Genomic DNA, 24,482 nt, shown 5'->3' with positions numbered 1-24,482 from the left:
TAAAAATTTGAATTATTATAAATAATTACTAAAAATTTAATATTTAAAATAAAAATAATTTAATAAAATTTAAAAAATATGATAATTATATAAAAACAATTTAAAATCATATAACAACATTTTTTTGTATTGGTTATATTTTAAAAAAAATAAATAATAAGTAAACTCATATTTATTTTGCTGGTTTAAATCTTGTAACAAAAATCAATTAAACACTACTTATATATTATTGAAAAGTGTTTTGTACTTTTAAATCCAAAATTGTAAAACGAAATGGCAAATCCATTAATTAAAATAACAGACATTAAACGAAATTTTGTACTTGGTAATGAAATCGTTTATGTTCTGAAAGGAATTAATTTAGAGATTAATAAAGGAGAATATGTAGCTTTAATGGGACCTTCAGGATCCGGAAAATCAACTTTAATGAATTTATTAGGTTGTTTGGATACTCCAACTTCGGGACATTATGTTCTGAACGGAAAAGATGTAAGCAAAATGAAAGATGATGAATTGGCCGGAATTCGAAATAAAGAAATTGGATTTGTATTTCAGACATTCAATCTATTACCACGAACTACAGCGTTAGACAATGTGGCGCTGCCAATGATATACGCCGGACATTCGAAATCGGAACGAAATACACGTGCCGTTGAAGTTTTAACCCAGGTAAATCTAGCCGATAGAATGGATCATCAACCTAATCAGCTTTCTGGTGGACAACGTCAGCGTGTTGCCATTGCCCGCGCTTTGGTCAACAAACCTTCTATTATTCTTGCCGATGAACCAACCGGAAACTTAGATAGTAAAACTTCTGTAGAAATCATGAAGCTTTTTGGAGACATTCATGCACAGGGAAACACCGTAATCTTAGTAACACACGAAGAAGATATTGCTGCTTATGCACACCGCGTTATTCGTTTACGTGACGGATTAATTGAAAGTGACGTAACTAAATAGTTTTAGGCCTAAATATTATAAAATGACATTAAACAGCAAAAAACTTTTGCCTATATTTTTATTTATACTTAACTGTGTCAACGCACAAACAAGCGCACCCTTAAAAGGAAAGGTTATTGTTGATGACGGATATACAGTGGGTATAATTAAGTATGACAAAACAATTGATTATTATGTTGAAGATTCCTTAAATAAACCTGTTTCTATCAAAAAAATTGAGGCATCAGTTATGTTTAAATTTTATGACAATACGAACAAATTTCTAAAAGGCTCAAAAAATAAAAAGAAAAATGTTTTTTCATCTGAAATACCAACAGAAGACAAAAAAATAGAAAACATTGCCATACTTATTAAGATTAACGACAAAAAATACGTAGCCGCTTTTCGCTATCCAAAAAGCTAAAATTTTAAAAATCTAAGCATCTTAGAACCTTAGCATCTCAAAAAAATGAAAGTATATACAAAAACAGGAGACAAGGGAACCACAGCTCTTTTCGGAGGTACTCGTGTTCCTAAAGATCATATTAGAATTGATAGTTATGGAACCGTTGATGAATTAAACTCTTATATAGGTCTTATTCGTGATCAGGAAATGGATTCGCATTATAAAACTATTTTAATCGAAATTCAGGACCGACTTTTTACGGTTGGGGCTATTTTGGCAACCCCACAAGAAAAAGAGGTTTTAAAGAATGGAGAACTTCGATTAAAAAACCTTGGAATAATTGATACTGATATTGAATTATTAGAAAACGAAATTGATAAAATGGAAGAAAGTCTTCCTCAAATGACCCATTTTGTTTTACCGGGTGGACACCCAACCGTGTCACATTGTCATATTGCACGTTGTATATGCCGTCGTGCAGAACGTTTGGCAGTTCATTTAAGCCATAATGAACACGTTCCTGAAATCGCAATCATGTACTTAAACCGACTTTCTGACTACCTTTTTGTCTTGGCACGGAAGTTGTCGTTTGACTTAAAAGCGGAGGAAGTGAAATGGATTCCGAGGAAATAAAATTTTAGATTTTAGAGTTCAGATTTTGGATATTATGATTCAAAAATCTAAAATCAACAATCTAAAATCTGCAATATAATAGAGACGTTCTTAAATTTTACTAAAATAAATCAAAATTTACTTGTCTTTTTCAGTAAAAAATTTATTTTTGCACAAACTAAACAAGATAACAGATGTATTGGACATTAGAATTAGCATCTTATTTAAGTGATGCGCCATGGCCTGCTAACAAAGATGAACTTATTGACTACGCTATTAGAGCTGGTGCTCCGTTAGAAGTAGTAGAGAACCTTCAATCTATCGAGGACGAAGGTGAGATATACGAATCAATGGAAGAAATTTGGCCTGATTATCCAACAGACGAAGATTATCTTTGGAATGAGGATGAATATTAAAAAATAAACCAAAGGAAAAAGTCTCATCACAGAGGCTTTTTTTTTGGTTCTAAATACAACATTTACATATAATAGAAATACAATAAATCATGAGTTTCATAAACAGTATTATAAAAGTCTTTGTAGGTGATAAATCACAAAAAGATGTCAAAGCTTTACAACCTTATTTAAACAAAATTAAAACATTCGAAACTAGCTTAATGAGTTTGTCTCACGACGAATTAAGAGCAAGAACCGCATATTTTAAGGAAAAGATAAAAGAAGCCAGAGCTGATAAAGATGCTAAAATTGCTTCGCTTAAAGCAGAAGTAGAAAACATCGAAGACATCGACAAAAGAGAAGATCTTTATGATGCTATAGACGCTCTTGAAAAAGAAGCTTATGAAATTTCGGAAAAAACTTTATTGGAAATTCTTCCTGAAGCATTTTCTGTAGTTAAAGAAACGGCACGTCGTTTTAAAGATAATTCTTTTATTGAAGTTACTGCAACTGCAAAAGACCGCGAACTATCAGCTACTAAAACATACATCACTATTGAGGGTGACAAAGCAACATGGGCCAATAAATGGAATGCTGCCGGTAAAGAAATTACATGGGACATGATTCATTACGATGTTCAGTTAATTGGTGGAATGGTTTTGCACGAAGGTAAAGTTGCCGAAATGCAAACGGGTGAAGGTAAAACTTTGGTGGCTACACTTCCATTATATTTAAATGCTTTAACCGGAAATGGAGTTCACTTAGTAACGGTGAATGATTATTTGGCAAAACGTGATAGTACATGGAAAGCGCCTTTATTCGAATTTCATGGTTTAACTGTTGATTGTATCGATAATCACCAGCCAAGTACAGAACAAAGAAAAAAAGCTTACGACGCTGATATCACTTACGGAACCAACAACGAATTTGGTTTTGACTACTTAAGAGATAACATGGCACATTCGCCAAGTGATCTTGTACAAAGAAAACACAACTACGCTATTGTCGATGAGGTCGATTCTGTATTGATTGATGATGCAAGAACACCGCTTATTATTTCAGGACCAGTTCCTCAGGGAGATCGTCATGAATTTAACGAGTTGAAGCCAAAAATCGAAAACTTAGTAGCACAGCAGCGTCAGTTAGCAAATGGTTTCTTATCAGAAGCTAAAAGATTAATCAAAGAAGGAAACACTAAAGAAGGTGGATTCTTATTATTGAGAGCTTACAGAAGTTTACCTAAAAACAAAGCATTAATTAAATTTTTGAGTGAAGAAGGAATCAAACAATTGCTTCAAAAAACAGAAAATCAATACATGCAGGATAACAATCGCGAAATGCACAAAGTTGATGAAGCTTTGTATTTTGTAATTGAAGAAAAAAACAATCAGGTTGAATTGACTGATAACGGTATCAAATACCTTTCAGGAGATACAGATGCAGACTTTTTCGTGCTTCCGGATATTGGAACTGAAATTGCTGCTATCGAAAAACAAAAATTAGATAAAGACGCTGAAGCGGAAGCAAAAGAAAGATTGTTTCAGGATTTTGGTGTAAAAAGCGAGCGTATTCATACTCTTACTCAACTTTTAAAAGCTTACGCTCTTTTTGAAAAAGATGTAGAGTATGTAATCATGGACAACAAAATTATGATTGTCGATGAACAAACAGGTCGTATCATGGATGGTCGTCGTTATTCTGACGGTTTACACCAGGCGATTGAGGCTAAAGAAAACGTAAAAATTGAAGCTGCAACACAAACTTTTGCAACTGTTACATTACAGAATTATTTCAGAATGTACAGCAAATTGGGTGGTATGACAGGTACAGCGGTTACAGAAGCTGGAGAGTTATGGCAGATATATAAATTAGACGTAGTTGAAATTCCAACCAACCGTCCGATTGCAAGACAAGACAAGGAAGATTATATCTACAAAACTACGCGTGAAAAATTCAACGCTGTAATTGAAGATGTAACTGAATTATCAAACGCAGGAAGACCAGTTTTAATTGGTACAACTTCTGTAGAGATTTCAGAATTATTAAGCCGTATGTTGAAAATGAGAGGCGTTACCCATAACGTTTTGAATGCTAAAATGCACAAACAAGAGGCACAGATTGTTGAAGAAGCAGGAAAAGCCGGAGTTGTAACTATTGCAACAAATATGGCTGGTCGTGGTACCGATATTAAATTATCTCCAGAAGTAAAAGCTGCCGGAGGTTTAGCAATTGTGGGTACAGAACGTCATGATTCTCGTCGTGTTGACAGACAGTTACGTGGTCGTGCAGGACGTCAGGGAGATCCGGGAAGTTCTCAATTTTATGTTTCTCTAGAAGATAACCTAATGCGTTTATTTGGTTCTGAAAGAGTTGCAAAAGTAATGGACAGAATGGGATTACAGGAAGGTGAAGTTATTCAGCATTCTATGATGACCAAATCTATCGAACGTGCTCAGAAAAAAGTAGAAGAAAACAACTTTGGTGTTCGTAAACGTTTATTAGAATATGATGACGTTATGAACTCTCAACGTGAAGTAGTTTACAAACGTCGTCGTCACGCATTGTTTGGTGAGCGTTTAAAACTGGATATTGCCAATATGCTTTATGATACTTGCGAATTAATCGTAAGCAACAATAAAATAGCAAACGATTTTAAAACTTTTGATTTTGATTTGATTCGTTATTTCGGAATCACTTCTCCAATTTCTGAAGCTGATTTTACAAAATTATCAGATGTTGAAATTACAGGAAAAGTATACAAAGAAGCTTTGGCTTTTTACACTGAAAAAACAGAAAGAAGCGCAAGAGAAGCTTTCCCAATTATAAGAGGAGTTTTCGAAGAACCGAACAATCATTTTGAGCGTATTGTAGTTCCGTTTACAGATGGAATCAAAACTTTGAATGTTGTTACCGATTTGAAAAAAGCTTACGAAAGCGAAGGTGCTCAGTTAATTGCTGATTTCGAGAAAAACATTACACTTTCAATTGTTGATGAGGCTTGGAAAAAACACTTACGTAAAATGGACGAATTGAAACAATCTGTTCAATTGGCCGTTCACGAACAAAAAGATCCATTACTAATCTACAAATTAGAAGCTTTCAACTTGTTTAGAGGAATGTTGGACAACGTTAACAAAGAAGTGATTTCATTCTTGTTTAAAGGTGATTTACCAGCTCAAAACGTTACTTCAGAAATTCATGAAGCAAGAGAAGTTCGTCAAAAAGAAAACTTCAAATTAAGCAAAGATGAAATCGTTAACAGCGAAGACATCAACCGTGAAGCTGGAGAAACACAACAACGTCAGGTTACAGAAACGATTGTTAGAGATATGCCAAAAATCAACCGCAATGATACTGTAACAGTTCAGGAAGTTGCTACAGGTAAAACTGAAGAAATGAAATTTAAAAAAGCAGAAACTTTAATCGCTTCTGGCGCTTGGGTTCTTGTTAAATAAGTTACGGTTTAACAGTCGCAGTTTTCAGTTTACAGACTGATATCTAAATTATATACATCACACCCGACAGGCTTTTTAAAACCTGTCGGGTTTTGTTTTTTAAAATAGTTTTCAGTTTAGAGTTAGTGACTGTAAACTGAGACTGTAAACTTTTTTTAGGAAAACTTAAAAATAAATTCTTTCTAAATCGAATAAACAGTACTTTTGCAATCGTAAACAACAAAAAAAGTTTTGAAGAGAATTTTTATCATATTTCTTTCCTGCATGCTTTTAGTGCCATCATTTGGCAGTTTCTTTGTTTATACCTCCTTCAAATTAAATCAGGAAGAAATTTCAAAAACCATTTGCGTTCAGCGAAAAATGGTTTTTAATAGTTGTAACGGTCGATGCGAACTTCAAAAAAGTTTAAAAAAGTATTCCGATAACGAAAAAAGAATGCAAAACAACCTGAAAGAAAAAGCAGAAGTTGTTTACATTCAGAATACAGCTACAGCTAATTTTAAATTAGTAACACCAATCGAATCTCCTGCAAAACTTTTTGCTTCATTTGATGCAAAACCAATTTCGGTTTCCAATTCTACCTTTCATCCTCCATCCTATTTTATATAAATTTTAGCTGCACTTTTCAATTCAAACCTGAAAAGATTTTTTCATGACTCAAAGTCAGGAAAAACACATGTTACTTTTAAAATTTATATAATTTAAAATGAAAAAAATATACTTTACCCTACTTATCATAGGGCAATGTGTTTTTGCACAAAATAAGGTGGAAAAAGACACAACAAAATCTCAGGAACTGGAAAATGTTTTTATAACTGCCAATCGTACTGCAACTTTACGTAAAGAAACCCCTGTTGCCATTAGCAAAATAACGGCAAAAACCATTAACGAAACCAAAGCAACAGCCGTATACGAGATCATAAACAAAACACCCGGAGTTTTAATGGTGAATTTAGGAAACGAACAGCATATGATGTCGATTCGTCAGCCAATGACAACCAATGCTTATTATTTATATTTGGAAGATGGTTTACCGATTCGTCCAATGGGAATCTTTAATCACAATGCTTTACTGGAAATTAATCAATTTAATTTACAAACTATTGAGGTTGTAAAAGGACCAGTTTCTTCATTATACGGACCTGAAGCAGTTGGCGGAACGATCAATTTAATTTCGCTAAAACCACCTGTAGATCCTGAATTTAAATTTGGAGTTCAGGCAGATAATTATGGCTACCATAGATTTCAGGCTGCAGGTGGCGCAACAATTGGAAAAGTTGGTTTTCATATTGCCGGAATTTCAAGCTTACAGGAAAATGGCTGGATGACGTATTCTGATTACAACAAAGACAATATAAACGCGAGAATCGATTACCACATCTCCTCTTCTACACGATTGATTAGTAATACCATGTACGGAAAATACTATTCTGACATGAGCGGAAGCGTAAACGAAGATGCTTTTAATAACAGAACTTATAAAAGCACAACGGATTTTACGTATAGAAAATCGGATGCTTTAAGAACACGATTAACTTTAGAACACGACTGGAACAGTAATTCTAGCAGTTATATTACAGCGTATTTACGCGACAACAAATTGGGACAAAACCCTTCATACGGAATAAAATGGAGCCCGACCGTAAATCCTACAACTGCAAAAGGAGAAGTCAATTCAAACAACTTTAAAAGTTATGGAGCGATCGGACAACATACTCAAAAATTTGATTTCTTAAATACTAAATTGGTTGCCGGAGCTTTATACGATTATTCTCCAGTTACTTATTGGGCTTATGTGATTGATTTAAAAGCCAATTTAAATCCTGGAGAAGTTGGAAAACAAACTGTAGATTCTTATGAAATTATTGCAGAACATCCGGATTCAAAATTAGCCGATTATACGGCTGATATTTTCAACACGGCAGGTTATGCGCAATTGAGTTTTAATCCGATAGAAAAATTAGTTATCACGGTTGGCGGTCGTTATGACAATATGAAAATTAATTACAATAACGCATTAGATAATTCTACAGGAAGCAAAGTCTACGACAAAGCAACTTTCAAAGTAGGCGCAAATTACAATCCTATTGAATTTGCAGGTTTTTATGGCAACTACTCTCAAGGTTTTGCGCCCCCGGGAATCACATCTATTTTTAGAACAAAACCCGGAACTGGCGGAACAACTGGCGTTCCTGCAGATTTTTATTACAACTTAGAACCTGCAACTTTCAATAATTACGAAGTTGGCGGATGGTTTTCTTTCTTTCAAAATAAATTAAATTTTGATTACGCTTTCTATTATATGGAAGGAAAAAATGAGCTTCTAAACATCAAACTTGCTGATAATTCAACTGATTATCGTTCGGCTGGAGAAACCCGTCATAAAGGAATTGAATTTGGAGCTTCTTACCGCCCATCAAAACAATTCAACTTTCGCCTTGGCGGAACTTACGCCCAACACACTTATATCGATTTCAAACTTTCAGACAAACCATCAGATCCGGTTCAGGATTTAAACGGAAAAGAAATGCCTGCAGCACCGAGATGGTCCGGAAATTCAGAAGTAAGTTATTATCCAAACTGGCTTCCAAATTTAAGAACTTCTGTAGAATGGCAGCTTGTGGGAAGTTATTATCAGGATCAGATTAATACCATAAAATATGGCGGATATAATTTGTTTAATGCAAGAGTTGGATACCAATGGAAGGGAATTGAAGTTTACGGAAATGTATTAAACTTAACCGATAAATTATATGCTTATAATGTTTCGAGAGCAAATACCACAAACGCTCAGCCAACATACACAGCAGCAGCACCAAGAACTTTTGTTTTTGGAATTCAGTATAATTTTTCATTAAAAAAATAATTATTTAGCCACAGATTTCACAGATTAAAAAGATTAAAATAAGTTTAAAAAAATTGAACCATTAAGATATTAAGTTTCATTAAGCAAAACTTAACTTTTCTTAATTTCTTAATGGTAAAAAATCATTTTAATCTGTGAAATCAGTGGCAAAAAAAAACCATTAGACAAATCATAAGATTACAGACATGAGCAAAGAAATAAAAGAGAAAAAGTCTAAAAAGAAAGATTCTAAAATTGTCAAAAAAATCAAGCAACACATGTACAAATGGCATCGTACAATTGGTTTGATTACAATTATTCCGGTAATCTTCTGGACGTTATCAGGTTTGATGCATCCTTTTATGGCGCATTTTTTCAAACCTGAAATTGCCCATGACAAATTGGAAACTCAAATTATTGATAAAAATCAATTGAAATTTTCGATTCAGGAAGTTCTACAGAAAAACGAGATTAGTCAATTCAAAAATTTTAGAATAGTTACTTTCAATAATAAAACCTATTATCAGCTTAAAACTATAATTGGCGAATTATGGTATTATGATACTTCAACAGCTGAGAAATTAGAAAATGGAGATCAAAAATATGCGGAATGGCTTTCAAGATATTTCCTGGACGATCAAAAAAGTACTATCAAACAAAGCGAAGTTGTAACCGAATTTACTTCGCAATACAAATATGTAAACCGTTATTTACCAGTTTATAAACTTAGCTTTGATCGCCCTGACACCATGGAAGTTTATGTAGAAACTTCTTCAAGTAAACTGGCAACATATAATCCAACTTCCAGACAATGGTTTATTTGGTTCTTTGATACTTTCCATAATTGGTCGTTTGTAGATGCGATTACAAATAACAGTATTAGAATTATCACAATGATTTTTTTACTGTCTATAATTGGGTTTTCTGCCTTGAGCGGAATCTTAATTTATGGTTTACTTTGGAAACAATTCAAAAAGACGGATAGTTTAGCACCAAAAAAAGGATTGAGAAAATACCACCGCCAAATCGGAATTTGGGTTTCCCTTTTTACGCTGACTTTTGCTTTTAGCGGCGCATATCATGCCACAACAAAATGGACTCCGTATACTTTATCGCAAATGGTTTACGAACCTACTTTTAAAACCAAAGAAATTCCTGTGGCAAATAATGTTTTAAATTTAGATTGGAATCGCTTTCAAAACATCAACATTATTACTTTAAATGACACAACTTATTTCCGTTGTCAATTATTAGAAAAAGAAAAGTTTAAAAAGCCAAAAGGAGATTCAAATTCAAAATGGGGCAAAAAAGACGATAAAAAATCGGAAGTAGTTTACATTAATGCAACCACAAATAAAATAACTCCAAATATTGATTTGGAATACGCCGAATTTCTGGCTTATTATTTTACAGACGGAGCGCCAAAAGCGGCTTGCTGCGAAATGGTTGAAAGCTCTGATGAACCGGAAACTTCATTAGAAAATGCAAAACTATTAGAATCTAAAGTTTTAACTGATTTTGAAAGCAGAGAATATGGTTTCGTAAATAAAAGATTGCCCGTTGTTAAATTGGCTTATGACACTCCGGAAAAGACAACTTATTTTATCGAGACTTCGACTTCAAGACTGGCAGCTAAAATTAAAAGCTCTGATATGGTTGAAGGTTATTCGTTTGCCATTCTCCACAAATTTTTATTTATGGATTGGGCAGGAAAAAACATTCGCGACCTAACCATGGTTCTGGCCGCTTTGACCATTTTAATTGTTAGTGTTTTAGGTTTTATTTTATTTTTGAAAAAGTAAAAAAAAGGTACTGAGGCTCTAAGTTACTAAGGTTCTAAGTTTTTTCTTAGTTGCTTAGTAACTTAGGCTCTTAGAACCTTTTTTTACATATATTTGATTGCATTTAATAATCTTCAATAAAATTGAAAAAGAACTTTCAGCTTTTACTTCCCTTAGCCTGGACATTTTGTTTTAGTTATTTTTTTATTTTAATGATTAACATTACGTGGCAATATATTTCCTTTCATACTGATGCTGCTTTTCTGCAAATAAAACAAACTGAAGTAGATAAGATTCCGTTTTATATTCCTTTTTTTTACGCTCATGTATATTCAGCAATTTTTGTTTTACTTGCCGGATTTTTTCAATTAAATACTACTCTTTTAAAAAATTTTCCATTAGCACACAGAAACATAGGGAAGTTTTATGTTTTTACAGTTCTTTTGTTAAGTGCGCCTTCGGGTTTGTTTATTGGTCTTTTTGCAAACGGCGGATTTTATTCCAAAATCTCTTTTGTCAGTTTGTCCGTTTTATGGTTTTACTTTACTCTAAAGGGTTTTACTGCTATCAAAAACAAGAATATAACGAAACATAAGTCCTTTATGCTGCGAAGTTTTGCTCTAACTTTTTCTGCTATAACGTTACGTTTCTGGAAGGTTATTCTTGTATATTTGTTTCATCCCGCTCCAATGGATTTATACCAGATAATCGCTTGGTTAGGATGGATTCCGAATTTATTAATCGTTGAATATTATCTTTATAACCAATTAAAAAAATGAAAAACCTTTTTTGTTTATTGTTATCCATATTACTTTTCTCCTGCAACTCTAATGAGAAAAAAAGCATTGCCAAAAATGCCGATAATACACAACCCGAAGAAATTCATACTGATTTGTACGGTTCGTGGGTAGGCGATTTTACTGTTTTGGAACGTGATACAACCAGAGCAGAATCTGAAATGTATAGTAACAAAATTAATATTGTCATTAAAAAAATAACAGCTTCAGAAGTTTTAGGGCAAAGTGTTGTTGCCGGTAATAGCCGTCCGCTTAAAGGCAAAATAACAACCGAAGGAAATACATTTCATTTTACACTTAATGAACCCGGAGATGATAAAAATGACGGTGTTTTTGATTTTGAAATAAAAAATGACACCTTGTTAGTAGGAATCTGGACTGCCAATAACACCAAAAAAGAAGTTCGCAAAAGAAAATTCGAACTCGTTAAAAAAGCTTTTAATTACAATCCTAATGTAATGCTTCCGGAGGAAGGAATGTATATCGATTACCAAAATCCAAAAAAAGAACAAATAACCGAAGAAACAGAAGGTGAGAATCCTGAAGATGCTAAAGAAGACATCACCTATATGGAAACTGTATACAGAGAAGCTTCTGAAAGTATTTTTAAAATAAATTCATCAACCCAAAAATTGAAAGAATCTGATGTAAAAAATCTAAAGAAAATTGATTTGGAGATTCTTAGAAATACCATTTTTGCCAGACACGGGCTTACTTTTAAAACTAAAACAGTTCGTCAGTTTTTTGATGATGTTGAATGGTATATTCCGGTTTCAGACAATGTGAATAATGAACTAACAGCAGTCGAAAAAGAAAACGTTGTTTTGCTAAAACGTTTTGAAAAATATGCCGAAGATAATTATGATTCTTTTGGCCGATAATTTTTTTGCCACGAATTACACGAATTTTCACGAATCAGTTTTTAAAATTAAAACCAAAAATCAGTAAAAATTCGTGTAATTCGTGGCAACCTTTTTATCTCGGATTTTCTTCAAAATATCTTGCCTCAATTCGTTTAATATCTTTAATCGAATTTTTAGCCCAGGCCAAACGTTTTTCCAGAATTTCTTCTTCGGATAAATGCCAGTCGATATCTGAATTTTGTAATCTGTTGGTTAAGTTTTGAATGATGATCGCTGCAGAAACCGAAATATTCAGACTTTCAGTAAAACCAACCATCGGTATTTTAAGAAAACCATCCGCTTTTTCCAGAATTTCTTCGGATAAACCATCTCTTTCTGTTCCGAAAAATAAAGCGCTGGGTTTTGAAATATCAAAATCCTCCAGTAAACAGTCATTTTCGTGTGGCGTGGTCGCGATAATTTGATACCCTTTTTCTTTTAAAGTAGAAATACAATTGGTTACCGAATCAAATTGATGAATATCAACCCATTTTTGGGCGCCCATTGCAATTTCTTTGTCGATTTTTTTTCCGTAGCGCTGTTCGATTACATTCAGTTCCTGAATTCCGAAAACTTCACAGCTCCGCATAACGGCACTTGTATTGTGCATCTGAAAAACATCTTCAACCACAATTGTAAAATGTTTAGTTCTGTTGCCGAGTACTTTAAGAAATTTTTCTTTGCGGTTATCTGTTAGTATATTTTCAAGAAAAGCGAGGTAATCTAAATCAATCATTTCAATCTTATTTGTCGCAAAAATACATTTTAAAAGAAATATGTGTATTGCTTTATTTTTATTTTTTACTAAAAACCCCTTCTAAAACATCACTGAAAATAGTTTCGCCAAAACTTTTCTTTTTATCCTGATTCGGATAAATTGGCTCTGGTTCTCTATTACTCATTTCTCTTTTGAGTAATAAATTGGTATTTTTAAAAGAATAATATTTTTGCGAATCCATTTTAGTCGGAGTAAAACCTGGCTTGGGATTATAGATAGAAAACTGAATAGGAAAGTTGATGTATTTTTGATAATCGATAGCATAATTATCCGTATTTGAAAACTGAAAATTTGCTGCGAAACTAGTATTCCCAAATGGAGTAACTCCCTTAGGTTTAACCTGAGCAAATAAATGAGTCGCTGCAAAAAGAACGAGCAATAAAACCATCTTTTTCATTTGATAAAAATAACATATAAAAAGCAAGAAAAAAGGTTTTTATACTTTAATAAAGTTATAGTTCATTTTTTCATATAAAGAATCAAGTTTCATAAAATCAATCTGTAAAGTTTCTTCTTTAAAAAAATCACCTGTAAAAACTGCACTTTCATTTTTAGAATGTGTTCCTAAACGTTCATACATTTTAGCAAGTTCACTATCCGCATAATCAACATTAATAAATGAAATAAATTTCTGTACGACATTTTTCATTCCTTCATTATAGTTCAATTTGGTAACATTTTGATCTGTTTCGGAAAAGTCCAGAAATGCCTGAAAATATTTCTCTAAAACCAAAGCTCCGTATTGCTGAAAACTAATTTCATTCATTTCTTTATCTGTAATTCCAAAAATAGTAAACGGTAACAAATTCGGAACCATATGCATTCCTGTCAGTTTTTGATGTGATTTTAAAACTTCAACCGGATTTCTGTAAAGCAATGCAAAAGGTATTTCAGGAAAAATAGATCGCAAATAATCGGCATTAAAAATGTGCCAGGCATCGAGTTTAACAATTAAATGCTGCTGTTCGGAAAATCTTTTTTGACCCAAAAATGAAATAACAGTTTTTAAAAGAGCTGCTTTTTTATCTAAATCAAAATTTTCGCTTCGTAAAATTTCATCGATAATGGGTGCTTCAGAAATCATGATATTTTCTGAAGACGTTGCCAAAGATTGACTCAACATGGTAGAACCACAGCGCGAAACATGGAATATTAAAGATTTTAATTCGACAGCAATTAATTCATTCGACCAATCCAAAAGATTTTCTACCGTTGTAATTACTTTAAATAGTTTCGAATTATTAACGTGACTTCTACATTTTGAAATGGTTTCATCAAAAAAAGGTTCCGCATATTTTAAATCTCCCAGATAAATCCATTCAAAATAAACTTCATTGTCTTTTTCAATCAATTTATATGGAATCCAATTTGAAAGCGGATGATTTATATTTTTCATTTTATCTTTTATTGGGCTAATAAATCAGCTATAATTTTAGCATTAATTTCTGATGGATTTAAAGAAAGCTCATCAATAATTTGTTGTTTGAGATCGTCTGAATAAACATTTTTTTTCGGTGAAGAATGAATATCAAAACCCATTTCTTCAAATAATTTATCAGACCAATCGTTTCTAATACAATCCAATGTAAAATGAATTCGGGGTTCGGCACTTTTATTTTCTACGCTATGCGGAAGCTGAAAATTAGCGTACCAGCACTCGCCCATTTTCATGGGAACCCGTTTTTTATCCACATAAAAAAATACTTCATCGTTTGTTATAATAGGGATGTGAATTCTAAAAAAACCATCTTCATAAGAAGTATCATTGTCAACATGTTCTTTTATTTCGCTTCCTGGTCCTAACCTTAATAATCGAACGGCTTCTTTTTCGCATTGAAACCAATCCATAATTTCTTTAAAATACTCACAACGATCCAGCAAATTCGTATTTTTATGTTCTGTATTGGCAAAAGAGGTAATATCGTTTACCAAACCAGATTGCGATCTTAAAGACACGCTTGTCCAATTTCCTTCATAACGATTGGTATTAAAATGTGGCGTCCACAAATCATTTTCACAAATAGCGAGTTCTTTTTGTAATTTATCTATTGAAAAGGAAATTGGGAGTTTGCTGGATGAAGGATTCATATACTTTAAAAATTAGATTAGGCTAAACCGGATATATTATCAATTATAAAATTATAAAGTTTATTTGTCGAAAAAGGAATAGTTTCAAAATCTGTTTTTAAAACCAAATCGGCACTTGACGGAGTTTCAAAAACATCGCTTATTCCTGTAAAATTTTTTATTTTATTGCTGTCATAATCCGGCAATAAGGCTTTTTTATACAATCCTTTCGGATCTCTTTCGATTAAATTATTGATGGAACAATCCAAAAATACGGTTCTGACAAATTCGTGATTTCTCAATTCGTTTCTCAGGTTTTCATATGGATTTATTACAGACATTAAAACAATCGTATCGGTTTTAATAAAATCTTGTCCTACATTAAAAAGGCGTCTGACATTTTCGCATCTGTCATCTTTAGAAAATCCCAGATCTTTGCAGATTGTCTTTCTATACACATCACCGTCTACTATTTCAGCTTTATAACCGTTTTCAATTAACAAGCCACGAACATTCTGGGCTAATGTTGTTTTTCCTGAACCAGATAATCCTGTAAATTGTATTAAAATCATGGAGAATTTTCTTTAGTTTTTTTAACCTTAAAACTAAATAATTTGTAAGAATGAAACAATAAGTATAAATACCCTTTTATTGTTTGTCGAAATCATTATTTTTATCTTTTAATTGAATAAAATGAAAAAGAAACTTGTTGTTTTAACCGGAGCCGGAATTAGTGCCGAAAGCGGAATAAAAACTTTTCGTGACAGCGATGGTTTGTGGGAAGGTCATGATGTTATGGAAGTGGCAACGCCTGAAGGATGGCATAAAAACCAGGAATTGGTTTTGGATTTTTATAATAAAAGACGTCAGCAGCTTAAAGAAGTGCAGCCGAATTTAGGTCATCAAATTTTAGCCGAATTAGAAAAAGATTTTGATGTTCACATTATTACACAAAATGTTGATGACCTGCACGAGCGCGCCGGAAGCACAAAAGTTTTGCATTTGCATGGAGAATTATTAAAAGTGCGAAGTACAAAAAATAAAAGTTTAATTCTGGATTGGCCAGACGATTTATATACGGGTGATTTTGATGAAAACGGACACCAATTGCGTCCGCATATTGTTTGGTTTGGCGAAGAAGTTCCGGCACTTGAAGAAGCAATAACTATTACAGAAACAGCTGATTATTTTGCAGTAATTGGAACTTCATTACAAGTTTATCCTGCCGCAGGATTAATTTCATATACTTACAGCATTACGCCGGTTTTTTATATTGATCCGAAACCAATTTCGATTCCGAATATTCAAAACAAAGTGGAAGTTATTGCTAAACCTGCTTCGGAAGGTGTAGCAATTTTAAGAGAAAAATTATTTGAAATGGAAAAAACAATATGATGTTTCAAAGCTGGTTACAGCTCTTAACTCAATTTAATTTATGGAGCTTATTTATTTTATTTTTGATTGAAAATTTAGTTCTGATAATTCTTTCTGTTGTTCTGGCAAAAATAATTGAATATGATAATACAAAACTGAACAAAACAGATCGTAAATGGGTAATTTCAACTTTAATTTGCAATACATTCATAACGCTGTTGGGTTTTGAATTATATCATTTTGGCATTATAAAAATAGATTTTTCGCCATCTTTATTTTCAATAATAACAGACACTTTATTGTTAGTCATAATAATGGATTTTTTCATGTTTTGCTTCCATTTTCTCGCGCATTATTTAAAATGGTTTTCTCCTATTCACAAACTGCATCACACACATGTCGAAACGAGTGTATATAGTTTGTACGTATTGCACCCGATAGAAACTTTAGGATTTGGAATTATCTGGTTGTTTTCGATTACGGTTTTAAACTTCAATTATCTCAGTATTATTATTTATCTAATTTTAAATCTCTTATATGGAATATTTGGCCATTTGAAAAAAGATATTTTTCCTGATTTTTGGTATAAAAGTTCTTTCACAAAATGGATTTCGACTACGAAGTTTCATTCGAATCATCACAAAAATGAATTTCACAATTATGGATTTTATTTTACTATTTGGGATAAAATCTTCAAAACCATCATCTAATTGTAAAGTTGCGACATAATAACGCTTCGGTAATTTTCAGAAGTTTTAACAATACCTTATATTTGCACCTTTCGAACAAACAACATAACAATGACTACTTTAAACGAATTGAATGCTATATCGCCAATTGACGGAAGATATAGAAGCAAAACCCTTTCATTAGCCCCTTTTTTCTCTGAAGAAGCTTTAATCAAATACCGTGTATTGGTTGAAATTGAATACTTTATTGCCTTGTGCGAAGTGCCATTACCACAACTTTCTGGCGTTAACCCAAACTTATTTGACAGTTTAAGAGATATCTACAAAAAATTCTCTACTGAAGATGCGCTTTGGATTAAGGAAACTGAAAAAGTAACCAACCACGACGTAAAAGCGGTAGAATATTTCATTAAAGATGCTTTTGAAAAATTAGGTTTATCTCAATACAAAGAGTTCATTCACTTCGGATTAACTTCTCAGGATATCAATAATACAGCAATTCCGCTTTCGACAAAAGAAGCTTTTGAGCAGGTTTATATGCCGTCATTAATTGCTTTAATTTCTAAATTGAAAGAATTAAGCGTAGAATGGGCAGCCATTCCAATGTTAGCCCGTACGCATGGACAGCCGGCTTCTCCTACTCGTTTGGGTAAAGAACTTTTGGTTTTTGTAGAACGTCTTGAAGAGCAAATGCGTTTGTTGTTTAATATTCCGTTTGCTGCTAAATTTGGTGGTGCAACAGGAAACTACAATGCACATCATGTTGCATATCCGCAAATCGACTGGAAACAATTTGGTAGTAAATTTGTTCAGGATGAACTTGGTTTACACCATTCTTTTCCAACCACTCAAATTGAACATTATGATCATTTTGCTGCCTTTTTTGATGCTTTAAAAAGAATCAACAATATTATTATCGATTTAGACCGTGATATCTGGACGTATGTTTCAATGGATTATTTTAAGCAAAAAATCAAAGCAGGCGAAATTGGTTCATCTGCAATGCCACATAAAGTAAACCCAATTGATTTTGAAAACTCTGAAGGGAATTTAGGAATTGCAAATGCTATTTTTGAACATTTAGCAGCCAAATTACCAATTTCAAGATTACAGCGTGATTTAACAGATAGTACTGTTTTACGTAATATTGGCGTTCCGATGGGGCACACTATTATTGCTTTTGAAGCTTCATTGAAAGGTTTAAACAAATTACTTTTAAATGAAGGTAAATTTGCCGAAGATTTAGAGAAAAACTGGGCAGTTGTAGCCGAAGCAATTCAGACGATTTTACGTCGTGAAGCGTATCCAAATCCATACGAAGCTCTGAAAGGTTTGACAAGAACCAATGAAGCGATTGATAAAAAAGCTATACATAATTTTATTGCGACTTTAGAAGTTTCTGATGCCATTAAAGAAGAATTAATACAGATAACACCTAGTAATTTCACAGGAATTTAAAGAAAACCTAAAATATTTTGTCAAAAAAAGCTATCTTTATCGGGATAGCTTTTTTATTTATATATAAACCCTATCGGGAACTAGTCCAAACTTGTTCACTGCTTTTATTCTAGTCGTTTAGTGAATATATCTGAAAATGAAAGTTTTTATGAAACTATTTTTTTAAAGTAAAATCCTGAATGGAAACCTGGATTAGCTTCCGAACAAACAAATGCCACGTATGATTGCTTTAAATGCCGCTGCAGAAACTACACACCACTTAAGACCTTTAATTAGTGATTTGGGATTGATCCTGATTACTGCTGGAATTGCTGTTCTTCTATTTAAAAAAATGAAACAACCGTTAGTTCTAGGTTATCTGATTGCAGGATTTTTGGCCGGAAATCATTTTGATTTTTTCCCGTCTATTACCGAAATGAAAAGTGTGGAAGTCTGGGCAGAAATTGGAGTAATCATCCTGCTATTTAGTTTAGGACTCGAATTTAGTTTTAAAAAACTAATGAAAGTCGGCGGAACGGCATCTATTACGGCAATTACCCAAATAGTAACTATGGTCCTCGTAGGTTATTTGGTCGGGCAATGGATGGGCTGGTCATCAATGGATAGCATTTTCCTGGGGGTAATTTTATCTATTTCTTCGACAACAATTATTCTCAAAACATTTGATGAATTGGGCGTAAAAGCACAAAAATTTGCAGGAATTGTAATTGGGTCGCTTATTGTTCAGGATATTGTAGCCATTTTGATGATGGTTTTACTTTCAACTATTGCCGTAAGTCAGCAATTTTCAGGAGGCGAATTAATGATGTCTGTTTTAAAATTAGTATTCTTTTTGACTGTTTGGTTTGTAGGCGGAATCTTTTTTATTCCAACACTTCTTAAAAAAACAAAACACCTATTGACAGATGAAATGCTGCTTATTATTTCATTGGCATTATGTTTAATGATGGTAAGTTTTGCCGCAAATGTTGGTTTTTCTCCTGCATTGGGTGCTTTTATAATGGGTTCTATTATTGCAGAAACCACACAGGCTGAACATATTGAACATTTGATAAAACCTGTAAAAGATTTATTTGGTGCGATATTTTTTGTATCGGTTGGAATGTTAATTGATCCAAAAATGTTATACGAACACGCTGCTCCTGTTGCCATATTAACGATTGTAATCATCGTTGGTCAATCTGTAAGTTCAACAATTGGTGCTTTATTGGCCGGGCAGCCTCTTAAACAATCCGTTCAAACCGGAATGAGTTTATCGCAAATTGGTGAGTTTTCGTTTATTATTGCGACACTCGGAATGACACTAAACGTTACAAGTTCTTTCTTGTATCCTGTTGTTGTGGCAGTTTCTGCGATAACAACATTTACTACGCCATTTATGGTAAAATATGCAGTGCCTTTTTCTGAATTTCTGGAACGAAAATTACCTAAAAAATGGGTTAAAAACATCAACCGTTATAGTGTGAATGCCCAAGCCATAAAGGCCGTTAGCACCTGGCAAAAAGTAATGAATGCTTATGTCATTCAAATCATAATACACACCATTATTATTGCGGCAATAATTTTATTGTCATCTAAATTTGTAGCCCCTTTGGTTGCTGATACGAGATTTGGAAATACGCTGGCAGCTTTTATCACATTAGTTGTAATTGCGCCTTTTTTATGGGCACTTTCATTGCGACGTGTGGCTGTTGAAGAAGTCGAATTATTATGGGAAGAACGTAAATATCGAGGTGCGTTATTAATGTTAATTTTAATTAGAATGAGCCTTGGTTTGTTTTTTATTGGTTTTCTGTTAAACATTTTCTTTTCTCCGTTGGTCGCATTTGTAGCTTTAATTATTGCCATTGCAGCTTATCAATTATTCCCGAAAAAACTAAATGAACAATATCACAAAATTGAAAGTCACTTTTTAAAGAATTTAAACGATCGAGAGAACAAAAAAATCGACAGACGTTATGCTAACCTAATGCCCTGGGATGGTCACATGTCATTTTTTGATATTGGAAGAGAATCTAATCTGGCCGGAAAAACATTAGAAGAATTAAGAATTCGTGAGCAAATGGGAATTAATATTGCTTACATAAAAAGAGGCGATGTCACCATTTCTATTCCCACAAAAAATGAAAGAATATTTCCGGGAGATGAAATTTGTGTCATTGGTACAGATGCACAGGTTACTGAATTTACAAAATACCTCAACCAAAATGAAACCGATGACGCTCAAACGGTAGAAGAATCTCAAATTGTTTTGCGCCAATTAGAAGTTTCTGATGAAGATTTTATTCAAAAAAGCATCGGCCAATTTAGAACTAAAACTAATGGAATGGTCGTAGGAATTGAAAGAAACGGAAACAGAATTCTAAATCCTGAATCACATTTAATTCTCGAAAAAAATGACATTATCTGGGTTGTAGGTGATAGAAGAAAAATGAAAGAGTTGATGAAGAAAACTTAATAAAGGTGCTAAGGTACTAAGACTCTAAGATACTGAGGTTTTTTCTCAACAACTCTTAGAAACTTAGTACCTTATTCTCTTAGCACTTAGAACCTTATTTATTAGGTTGTGGTGTCATACGCAAATAAGGTTTTATTGGCGTGTGTCCTTTTGGGAATTTTGCCGGAATATCACTATCCGGAACCGCTGGCGTAATTACAACATCTTCTCCATCTTTCCAGTTTGCAGGTGTTGCAACGCTGTAATTTGCTGTTAATTGCAAACTATCAATAACGCGAAGCAATTCGTCAAAATTTCTTCCTGTCGAAGCCGGATACGTTAGCGTTAATTTGATTTTTTTATCGGCACCAATAACAAATACAGAACGTACTGTAAATTTGTCACTTGCATTTGGATGCAGCATATCGTATAAAGTAGCTATTTTTTTATCCTCATCAGCAATTATCGGGAAATTTACGGTTGTATTTTGAGTTTCATTGATGTCTTTTATCCACTCTTTGTGCGACTCTAAACCATCAACGCTTAAAGCAATAACTTTTGTATTTCTTTTAGTAAATTCAGGAAGATAATTAGCAACTGTTCCTAATTCAGTTGTACAAACCGGTGTAAAATCTGAAGGATGCGAAAATAAAACTCCCCATGAATCTCCTAACCATTCATGAAAATGTATTGTTCCTTCTGTGGTTTCTGCAGAAAAATCCGGAGCTATATCGCCTAATCGTAATGTTGACATAATTGTGTGTTTTTTAGTTCATCTAAAATTAATCAAAAAAAGCACAAAGAGAACATTCAATTTCTAAAAAAAAGTTAAAATTCTATCTTTTCTATCTAATTACTATTCTAAGCTAAATAAAGCTTACAACAAAGTACCATATAGCAAGGGTTACAAACGAAATCGGAATTCCGAAACCAATCATCATACTGCTCAATTTTGGCTTTAAACCATAAGTCGAAGCTAAAATTGCACCTGTAATCATAGGTGCCATTGCAATTTCTATTATTGTTATTTTGATTGCTTCAGTATGCTGATTAAAAACAAAAACATATAATACCAAGATTATAAATGGAGTAACGATTAATCGAAAAAAAAGCCCAAGTCGTAAAAATTGCCAATGACGACTTTTTCGATCAAAACTCAATTGTAATCCAACAGAAAATAAAGCCAATGGTGTAACCAAACTTCCAATTTTTAATAAAATAGATTGGAGACTAAGTTCTAGATCGTACTGAAAAACATTCATCAAACAAGCTACAACAAAAGTGATAAACGGCGGAAATAAAATTATTTTCTTAAAAATACTCAAAGCATCAGGACTTCCTTTCGAATAAAAAGCCGCTACGAAAACACCCAAAGTAGAAACCACAACAAATGTTCCCGGCTGATCGACCAAAACAGCTGTTTCTAAACCTTTTTTCCCAAATAAAGCTTCAACGATTGGATATCCAAGAAAAGAGGAATTACTTAATCCTGCAGTTAGAATTAAGCAACCGATCAATTTATTTGACCAGCCCAATCTTTTTCCTAAGAAATGAAAAAAAACAAAAGCCAGTAAAAAACTAATCCAGCCCGCTCCTATCGGAAACAATAATTCATTGCTCCATTTTATTTTCGGAATATGATATAAAGTAATTGCCGGCAGACATAAATAAATGACAATTTTATTGATACTCTTATAGATATGCGTTGGAAATTGCTTTATATTTTTTAAAAGCAATCCCAGAAACAAAAAGAAGAATATTAAAATAAAGTTGTTCATATTGTTAAGTAGCCACAAAAATAGACATTTATAAGCTGATGTATAAAACAAATTATACGGCTTCATAAAGTTTTTATTACTTTTAATCTGTAATTAAAAAAAGCAATGCAGCGAATACGAGATAATTTTGATAGAATGGCAAAACTTTCAGATGAGGACTGGAATACTTTTTCGTCAAAGCTAATACGTCAGGAATTTTCAAAGAAAACGCCTATACTTGAAAGGGGCATGTTGAAAATTATCTTTCCTTTATAGAGAAAGGAGTAGTTCGGTATTATATTCCCGGCGAAGATAATGATCTCACTTTTACGTTTGTATTTGATGGTGAATTTGCAAGTGGATATGATTCGTTTATTACAAGACAACCTGTAAATTATACTATTGAAACCCTTGCTGACACTATACTGTGGCGCATATCATATAGTGATCTTCAGGATATTTATACCGAAACAAAAATTGGTAATACTCTTGGGCGTCTTGCAAGTGAAGGATTATTTCTAAAAAAATCCAAACGGGAACTTTCGCTCCTTAACGATTCTGCTGAGCAACGCTATCTCAATTTATTTACAGAGCAGCCACAATTGATTCAAAAAATTCCTCAAAAATACCTTGCTTCTTATATTGGCATTACTCCACAAGCTTTGAGCAGAATAAAAAAACGCATTTATTAACCCAGGTTCATTTTTTTAGGTCTCTTTAGGATGCAACTTTGTATAAAAAAGATATGAAAACTTTAATTATTTTATTCGGAGTCTTTGCAAGTGCCTTACTTATTATAAAATTAACAACTAAAAAATTTAAAATTTCACAGGCTGGCAGAATAGCAATGACCGCCATGCTTGTATTTACGGCAATTGGTCATTTTAAGTTTGCAAAGGGAATGGCAATGATGATCGCTTTTTTGCCTTCGCCTATCACAATTGTATATATTACCGGAATCATAGAATTAGTTGCGGCGGCAGGGCTTCTGATACCAAAAACAACATCACTTACGGGCAAACTACTTATAGTGTTTTTTATAATGTTGCTTCCTGCAAATATCTACGCTGCATGTCATAATATAAATTTACAAACCGCCGATTATAGCGGTAAAGGCATTTCGTATCTATGGTTTAGAATACCACTGCAGCTTCTTTTTATACTTTGGGTTTATTATTTTTCGATCAGAAATCAATCAAAAATCAAATAGCCAATCAAATGAATGCACATTATTTAAACAAAATGATGTGCACAACTTCCCGTTTCATCTTAGCTTTTTAATTAAATTTTAGTTAAAACTTTTTTTATTTCATAAAACATCTTACATTTGTAACATATTTTATTACAGTATGATTTCAGGTAAATTTGCCATAACGATTCACATTCTTACTTTGCTTACAAAATATCCAAATGATTATTTATCATCTGAATATATTGCGGGAAGCATTAATTTGAATCCTGTTTTGGTTCGAAAAGAAATTGCCAATTTAAAATCACACAACATTGTAGAAAGTAAAGAAGGCAAAAATGGCGGAACAAAATTGTCTGTTGATCCAGGTAAAATCACTTTAAAAGAGGTTTTTGAAATGACTTTTGAAACCATTAATTTAGGTTATGCCAAAAATCAGCCCAATCCGGATTGTCCTGTTGGAAAAAAAATCAATCAAAACCTATCTGCTTTATATGCAGATATGAATCAAAAAGTTAGTTTACAACTTGAAGGAATTTCTTTGGAAGATTTTTCGAATCAGTTCTAAAACTATTTTTTTACACAAAACTGTAACATTTTT

23 protein-coding genes and 1 pseudogene are annotated in these 24,482 nt (G+C 32.9%); 17 read left to right on the top strand and 7 right to left on the bottom strand.

Going from position 1 to position 24,482, the window contains the following annotated elements; all coding sequences use genetic code 11:
* Positions 1-273: 273 nt before the first annotated feature.
* The 10 genes from SD960_RS20710 to SD960_RS20665 all read left to right on the top strand — a co-directional run bounded on the left by SD960_RS20710 (position 274) and on the right by SD960_RS20665 (position 12,111).
* Entirely contained in the window at positions 274-960 is a 687-nt protein-coding gene (locus SD960_RS20710) for an ABC transporter ATP-binding protein (RefSeq protein WP_318805766.1), read from the top strand.
* A 22-nt stretch (positions 961-982) separates the two neighbouring features.
* Positions 983-1,363 (top strand): hypothetical protein, encoded by a 381-nt coding sequence (locus SD960_RS20705; protein ID WP_318805765.1) that lies wholly within the window; start codon positions 983-985, stop codon positions 1,361-1,363.
* Between the two features lie 45 nt (positions 1,364-1,408).
* Positions 1,409-1,978, top strand: coding sequence for a cob(I)yrinic acid a,c-diamide adenosyltransferase (locus SD960_RS20700; protein ID WP_318805764.1), 570 nt, complete (start codon positions 1,409-1,411; stop codon positions 1,976-1,978).
* 173 nt (positions 1,979-2,151) lie between these two features.
* Complete coding sequence (locus SD960_RS20695; protein ID WP_007138072.1) at positions 2,152-2,373, top strand: DUF2795 domain-containing protein; 222 nt, start codon at positions 2,152-2,154, stop codon at positions 2,371-2,373.
* 89 nt (positions 2,374-2,462) lie between these two features.
* The gene (gene secA, locus SD960_RS20690) at positions 2,463-5,807 is read left to right on the top strand and encodes a preprotein translocase subunit SecA (RefSeq protein ID WP_318805748.1); all 3,345 of its coding nucleotides are present in this window, start codon (positions 2,463-2,465) and stop codon (positions 5,805-5,807) included.
* 231 nt (positions 5,808-6,038) lie between these two features.
* Positions 6,039-6,416, top strand: a complete 378-nt coding sequence (locus tag SD960_RS20685; RefSeq protein ID WP_318805746.1) for a hypothetical protein — start codon at positions 6,039-6,041, stop codon at positions 6,414-6,416.
* Positions 6,417-6,513: 97 nt separating this feature from the next.
* Positions 6,514-8,673 (top strand): TonB-dependent receptor, encoded by a 2,160-nt coding sequence (locus tag SD960_RS20680; protein ID WP_318805745.1) that lies wholly within the window; start codon positions 6,514-6,516, stop codon positions 8,671-8,673.
* 185 nt (positions 8,674-8,858) lie between these two features.
* Positions 8,859-10,454 carry a PepSY-associated TM helix domain-containing protein gene (locus tag SD960_RS20675; RefSeq protein ID WP_318805743.1) on the top strand — a complete coding sequence of 532 codons (1,596 nt, stop codon included), beginning with the start codon at positions 8,859-8,861 and terminating at the stop codon, positions 10,452-10,454.
* 122 nt (positions 10,455-10,576) lie between these two features.
* Entirely contained in the window at positions 10,577-11,212 is a 636-nt protein-coding gene (locus SD960_RS20670; RefSeq protein ID WP_318805741.1) for a DUF2306 domain-containing protein, read from the top strand.
* Positions 11,209-12,111 carry a YARHG domain-containing protein gene (locus tag SD960_RS20665; RefSeq protein ID WP_318805739.1) on the top strand — a complete coding sequence of 301 codons (903 nt, stop codon included), beginning with the start codon at positions 11,209-11,211 and terminating at the stop codon, positions 12,109-12,111. Before SD960_RS20670 ends, SD960_RS20665 begins: the two co-directional genes overlap by 4 nt.
* Before the next feature lie 94 nt (positions 12,112-12,205).
* On the opposite strand, the gene SD960_RS20660 is transcribed toward SD960_RS20665, so the two are convergent.
* Genes SD960_RS20660 through cysC form a run of 5 tightly spaced genes read right to left on the bottom strand, consistent with a single transcriptional unit; the run spans position 12,206 to position 15,549 of the window.
* Entirely contained in the window at positions 12,206-12,868 is a 663-nt protein-coding gene (locus tag SD960_RS20660) for an RNA methyltransferase (protein WP_318805738.1), read from the bottom strand.
* Positions 12,869-12,926: 58 nt separating this feature from the next.
* On the bottom strand, positions 12,927-13,307 hold the full coding sequence (locus tag SD960_RS20655) for a hypothetical protein (RefSeq protein ID WP_318805737.1): 381 nt from the start codon (positions 13,305-13,307) through the stop codon (positions 12,927-12,929).
* Between the two features lie 39 nt (positions 13,308-13,346).
* A complete protein-coding gene (locus tag SD960_RS20650) occupies positions 13,347-14,306 on the bottom strand; it encodes a sulfotransferase family protein (RefSeq protein ID WP_318805736.1) in 960 nt (319 codons plus the stop codon).
* A gap of 8 nt (positions 14,307-14,314) precedes the next feature.
* The gene (locus tag SD960_RS20645; protein WP_318805735.1) at positions 14,315-14,998 is read right to left on the bottom strand and encodes an aspartyl/asparaginyl beta-hydroxylase domain-containing protein; all 684 of its coding nucleotides are present in this window, start codon (positions 14,996-14,998) and stop codon (positions 14,315-14,317) included.
* A gap of 17 nt (positions 14,999-15,015) precedes the next feature.
* Complete coding sequence (cysC, locus tag SD960_RS20640; protein WP_318805734.1) at positions 15,016-15,549, bottom strand: adenylyl-sulfate kinase; 534 nt, start codon at positions 15,547-15,549, stop codon at positions 15,016-15,018.
* Between the two features lie 121 nt (positions 15,550-15,670).
* On the opposite strand from cysC, the gene SD960_RS20635 reads away from it, so the two are divergent.
* The 4 genes from SD960_RS20635 (at position 15,671) to SD960_RS20620 (ending at position 20,956) form a co-directional block, all read left to right on the top strand.
* Complete coding sequence (locus tag SD960_RS20635; RefSeq protein ID WP_318805733.1) at positions 15,671-16,372, top strand: NAD-dependent deacylase; 702 nt, start codon at positions 15,671-15,673, stop codon at positions 16,370-16,372.
* 62 nt (positions 16,373-16,434) lie between these two features.
* Positions 16,435-17,061, top strand: coding sequence for a sterol desaturase family protein (locus tag SD960_RS20630; protein WP_318805732.1), 627 nt, complete (start codon positions 16,435-16,437; stop codon positions 17,059-17,061).
* A gap of 90 nt (positions 17,062-17,151) precedes the next feature.
* Entirely contained in the window at positions 17,152-18,498 is a 1,347-nt protein-coding gene (gene purB / locus SD960_RS20625) for an adenylosuccinate lyase (protein WP_318805731.1), read from the top strand.
* 220 nt (positions 18,499-18,718) lie between these two features.
* Complete coding sequence (locus tag SD960_RS20620) at positions 18,719-20,956, top strand: cation:proton antiporter (RefSeq protein WP_318805770.1); 2,238 nt, start codon at positions 18,719-18,721, stop codon at positions 20,954-20,956.
* Between the two features lie 94 nt (positions 20,957-21,050).
* Here the strand turns inward: SD960_RS20620 and SD960_RS20615 are convergent, their stop codons facing one another.
* Together SD960_RS20615 and SD960_RS20610 are read right to left on the bottom strand one after the other, a co-directional pair.
* The gene (locus SD960_RS20615; RefSeq protein ID WP_318805730.1) at positions 21,051-21,689 is read right to left on the bottom strand and encodes a peroxiredoxin; all 639 of its coding nucleotides are present in this window, start codon (positions 21,687-21,689) and stop codon (positions 21,051-21,053) included.
* Between the two features lie 112 nt (positions 21,690-21,801).
* Entirely contained in the window at positions 21,802-22,713 is a 912-nt protein-coding gene (locus tag SD960_RS20610) for an AEC family transporter (RefSeq protein WP_318805729.1), read from the bottom strand.
* A 105-nt stretch (positions 22,714-22,818) separates the two neighbouring features.
* Here SD960_RS20610 and SD960_RS20605 point away from each other — a divergent pair.
* The 3 genes and pseudogenes from SD960_RS20605 (at position 22,819) to SD960_RS20595 (ending at position 24,449) form a co-directional block, all read left to right on the top strand.
* Positions 22,819-23,384 (top strand): annotated as a pseudogene (locus tag SD960_RS20605) (Crp/Fnr family transcriptional regulator).
* Between the two features lie 53 nt (positions 23,385-23,437).
* On the top strand, positions 23,438-23,902 hold the full coding sequence (locus tag SD960_RS20600; protein ID WP_318805728.1) for a hypothetical protein: 465 nt from the start codon (positions 23,438-23,440) through the stop codon (positions 23,900-23,902).
* Positions 23,903-24,041: 139 nt separating this feature from the next.
* Entirely contained in the window at positions 24,042-24,449 is a 408-nt protein-coding gene (locus tag SD960_RS20595; protein WP_318805727.1) for an Rrf2 family transcriptional regulator, read from the top strand.
* Positions 24,450-24,482: the final 33 nt, after the last annotated feature.

Origin of the sequence: Flavobacterium sp. MMLR14_040 (assembly GCF_033657265.1) — a bacterium.
Lineage (GTDB): Bacteria > Bacteroidota > Bacteroidia > Flavobacteriales > Flavobacteriaceae > Flavobacterium.
This window is presented reverse-complemented; position numbering and strand designations above follow the sequence as displayed.

Bases quoted from the DNA above. Each gene is read 5' to 3' on its own strand.
- SD960_RS20710 (WP_318805766.1), top strand. From the start codon at position 274: ATGGCAAATCCATTAATTAAAATAACAGACATTAAACGAAATTTTGTA.
- SD960_RS20705 (WP_318805765.1), top strand. From the start codon at position 983: ATGACATTAAACAGCAAAAAACTTTTGCCTATATTTTTATTTATACTT.
- SD960_RS20700 (WP_318805764.1), top strand. From the start codon at position 1,409: ATGAAAGTATATACAAAAACAGGAGACAAGGGAACCACAGCTCTTTTC.
- SD960_RS20695 (WP_007138072.1), top strand. From the start codon at position 2,152: ATGTATTGGACATTAGAATTAGCATCTTATTTAAGTGATGCGCCATGG.
- secA (WP_318805748.1), top strand. From the start codon at position 2,463: ATGAGTTTCATAAACAGTATTATAAAAGTCTTTGTAGGTGATAAATCA.
- SD960_RS20680 (WP_318805745.1), top strand. From the start codon at position 6,514: ATGAAAAAAATATACTTTACCCTACTTATCATAGGGCAATGTGTTTTT.
- SD960_RS20675 (WP_318805743.1), top strand. From the start codon at position 8,859: ATGAGCAAAGAAATAAAAGAGAAAAAGTCTAAAAAGAAAGATTCTAAA.
- SD960_RS20665 (WP_318805739.1), top strand. From the start codon at position 11,209: ATGAAAAACCTTTTTTGTTTATTGTTATCCATATTACTTTTCTCCTGC.
- SD960_RS20660 (WP_318805738.1), bottom strand. From the start codon at position 12,868: ATGATTGATTTAGATTACCTCGCTTTTCTTGAAAATATACTAACAGAT.
- SD960_RS20655 (WP_318805737.1), bottom strand. From the start codon at position 13,307: ATGAAAAAGATGGTTTTATTGCTCGTTCTTTTTGCAGCGACTCATTTA.
- SD960_RS20650 (WP_318805736.1), bottom strand. From the start codon at position 14,306: ATGAAAAATATAAATCATCCGCTTTCAAATTGGATTCCATATAAATTG.
- SD960_RS20645 (WP_318805735.1), bottom strand. From the start codon at position 14,998: ATGAATCCTTCATCCAGCAAACTCCCAATTTCCTTTTCAATAGATAAA.
- cysC (WP_318805734.1), bottom strand. From the start codon at position 15,549: ATGATTTTAATACAATTTACAGGATTATCTGGTTCAGGAAAAACAACA.
- SD960_RS20635 (WP_318805733.1), top strand. From the start codon at position 15,671: ATGAAAAAGAAACTTGTTGTTTTAACCGGAGCCGGAATTAGTGCCGAA.
- purB (WP_318805731.1), top strand. From the start codon at position 17,152: ATGACTACTTTAAACGAATTGAATGCTATATCGCCAATTGACGGAAGA.
- SD960_RS20620 (WP_318805770.1), top strand. From the start codon at position 18,719: ATGATTGCTTTAAATGCCGCTGCAGAAACTACACACCACTTAAGACCT.
- SD960_RS20615 (WP_318805730.1), bottom strand. From the start codon at position 21,689: ATGTCAACATTACGATTAGGCGATATAGCTCCGGATTTTTCTGCAGAA.
- SD960_RS20610 (WP_318805729.1), bottom strand. From the start codon at position 22,713: ATGAACAACTTTATTTTAATATTCTTCTTTTTGTTTCTGGGATTGCTT.
- SD960_RS20600 (WP_318805728.1), top strand. From the start codon at position 23,438: ATGAAAACTTTAATTATTTTATTCGGAGTCTTTGCAAGTGCCTTACTT.
- SD960_RS20595 (WP_318805727.1), top strand. From the start codon at position 24,042: ATGATTTCAGGTAAATTTGCCATAACGATTCACATTCTTACTTTGCTT.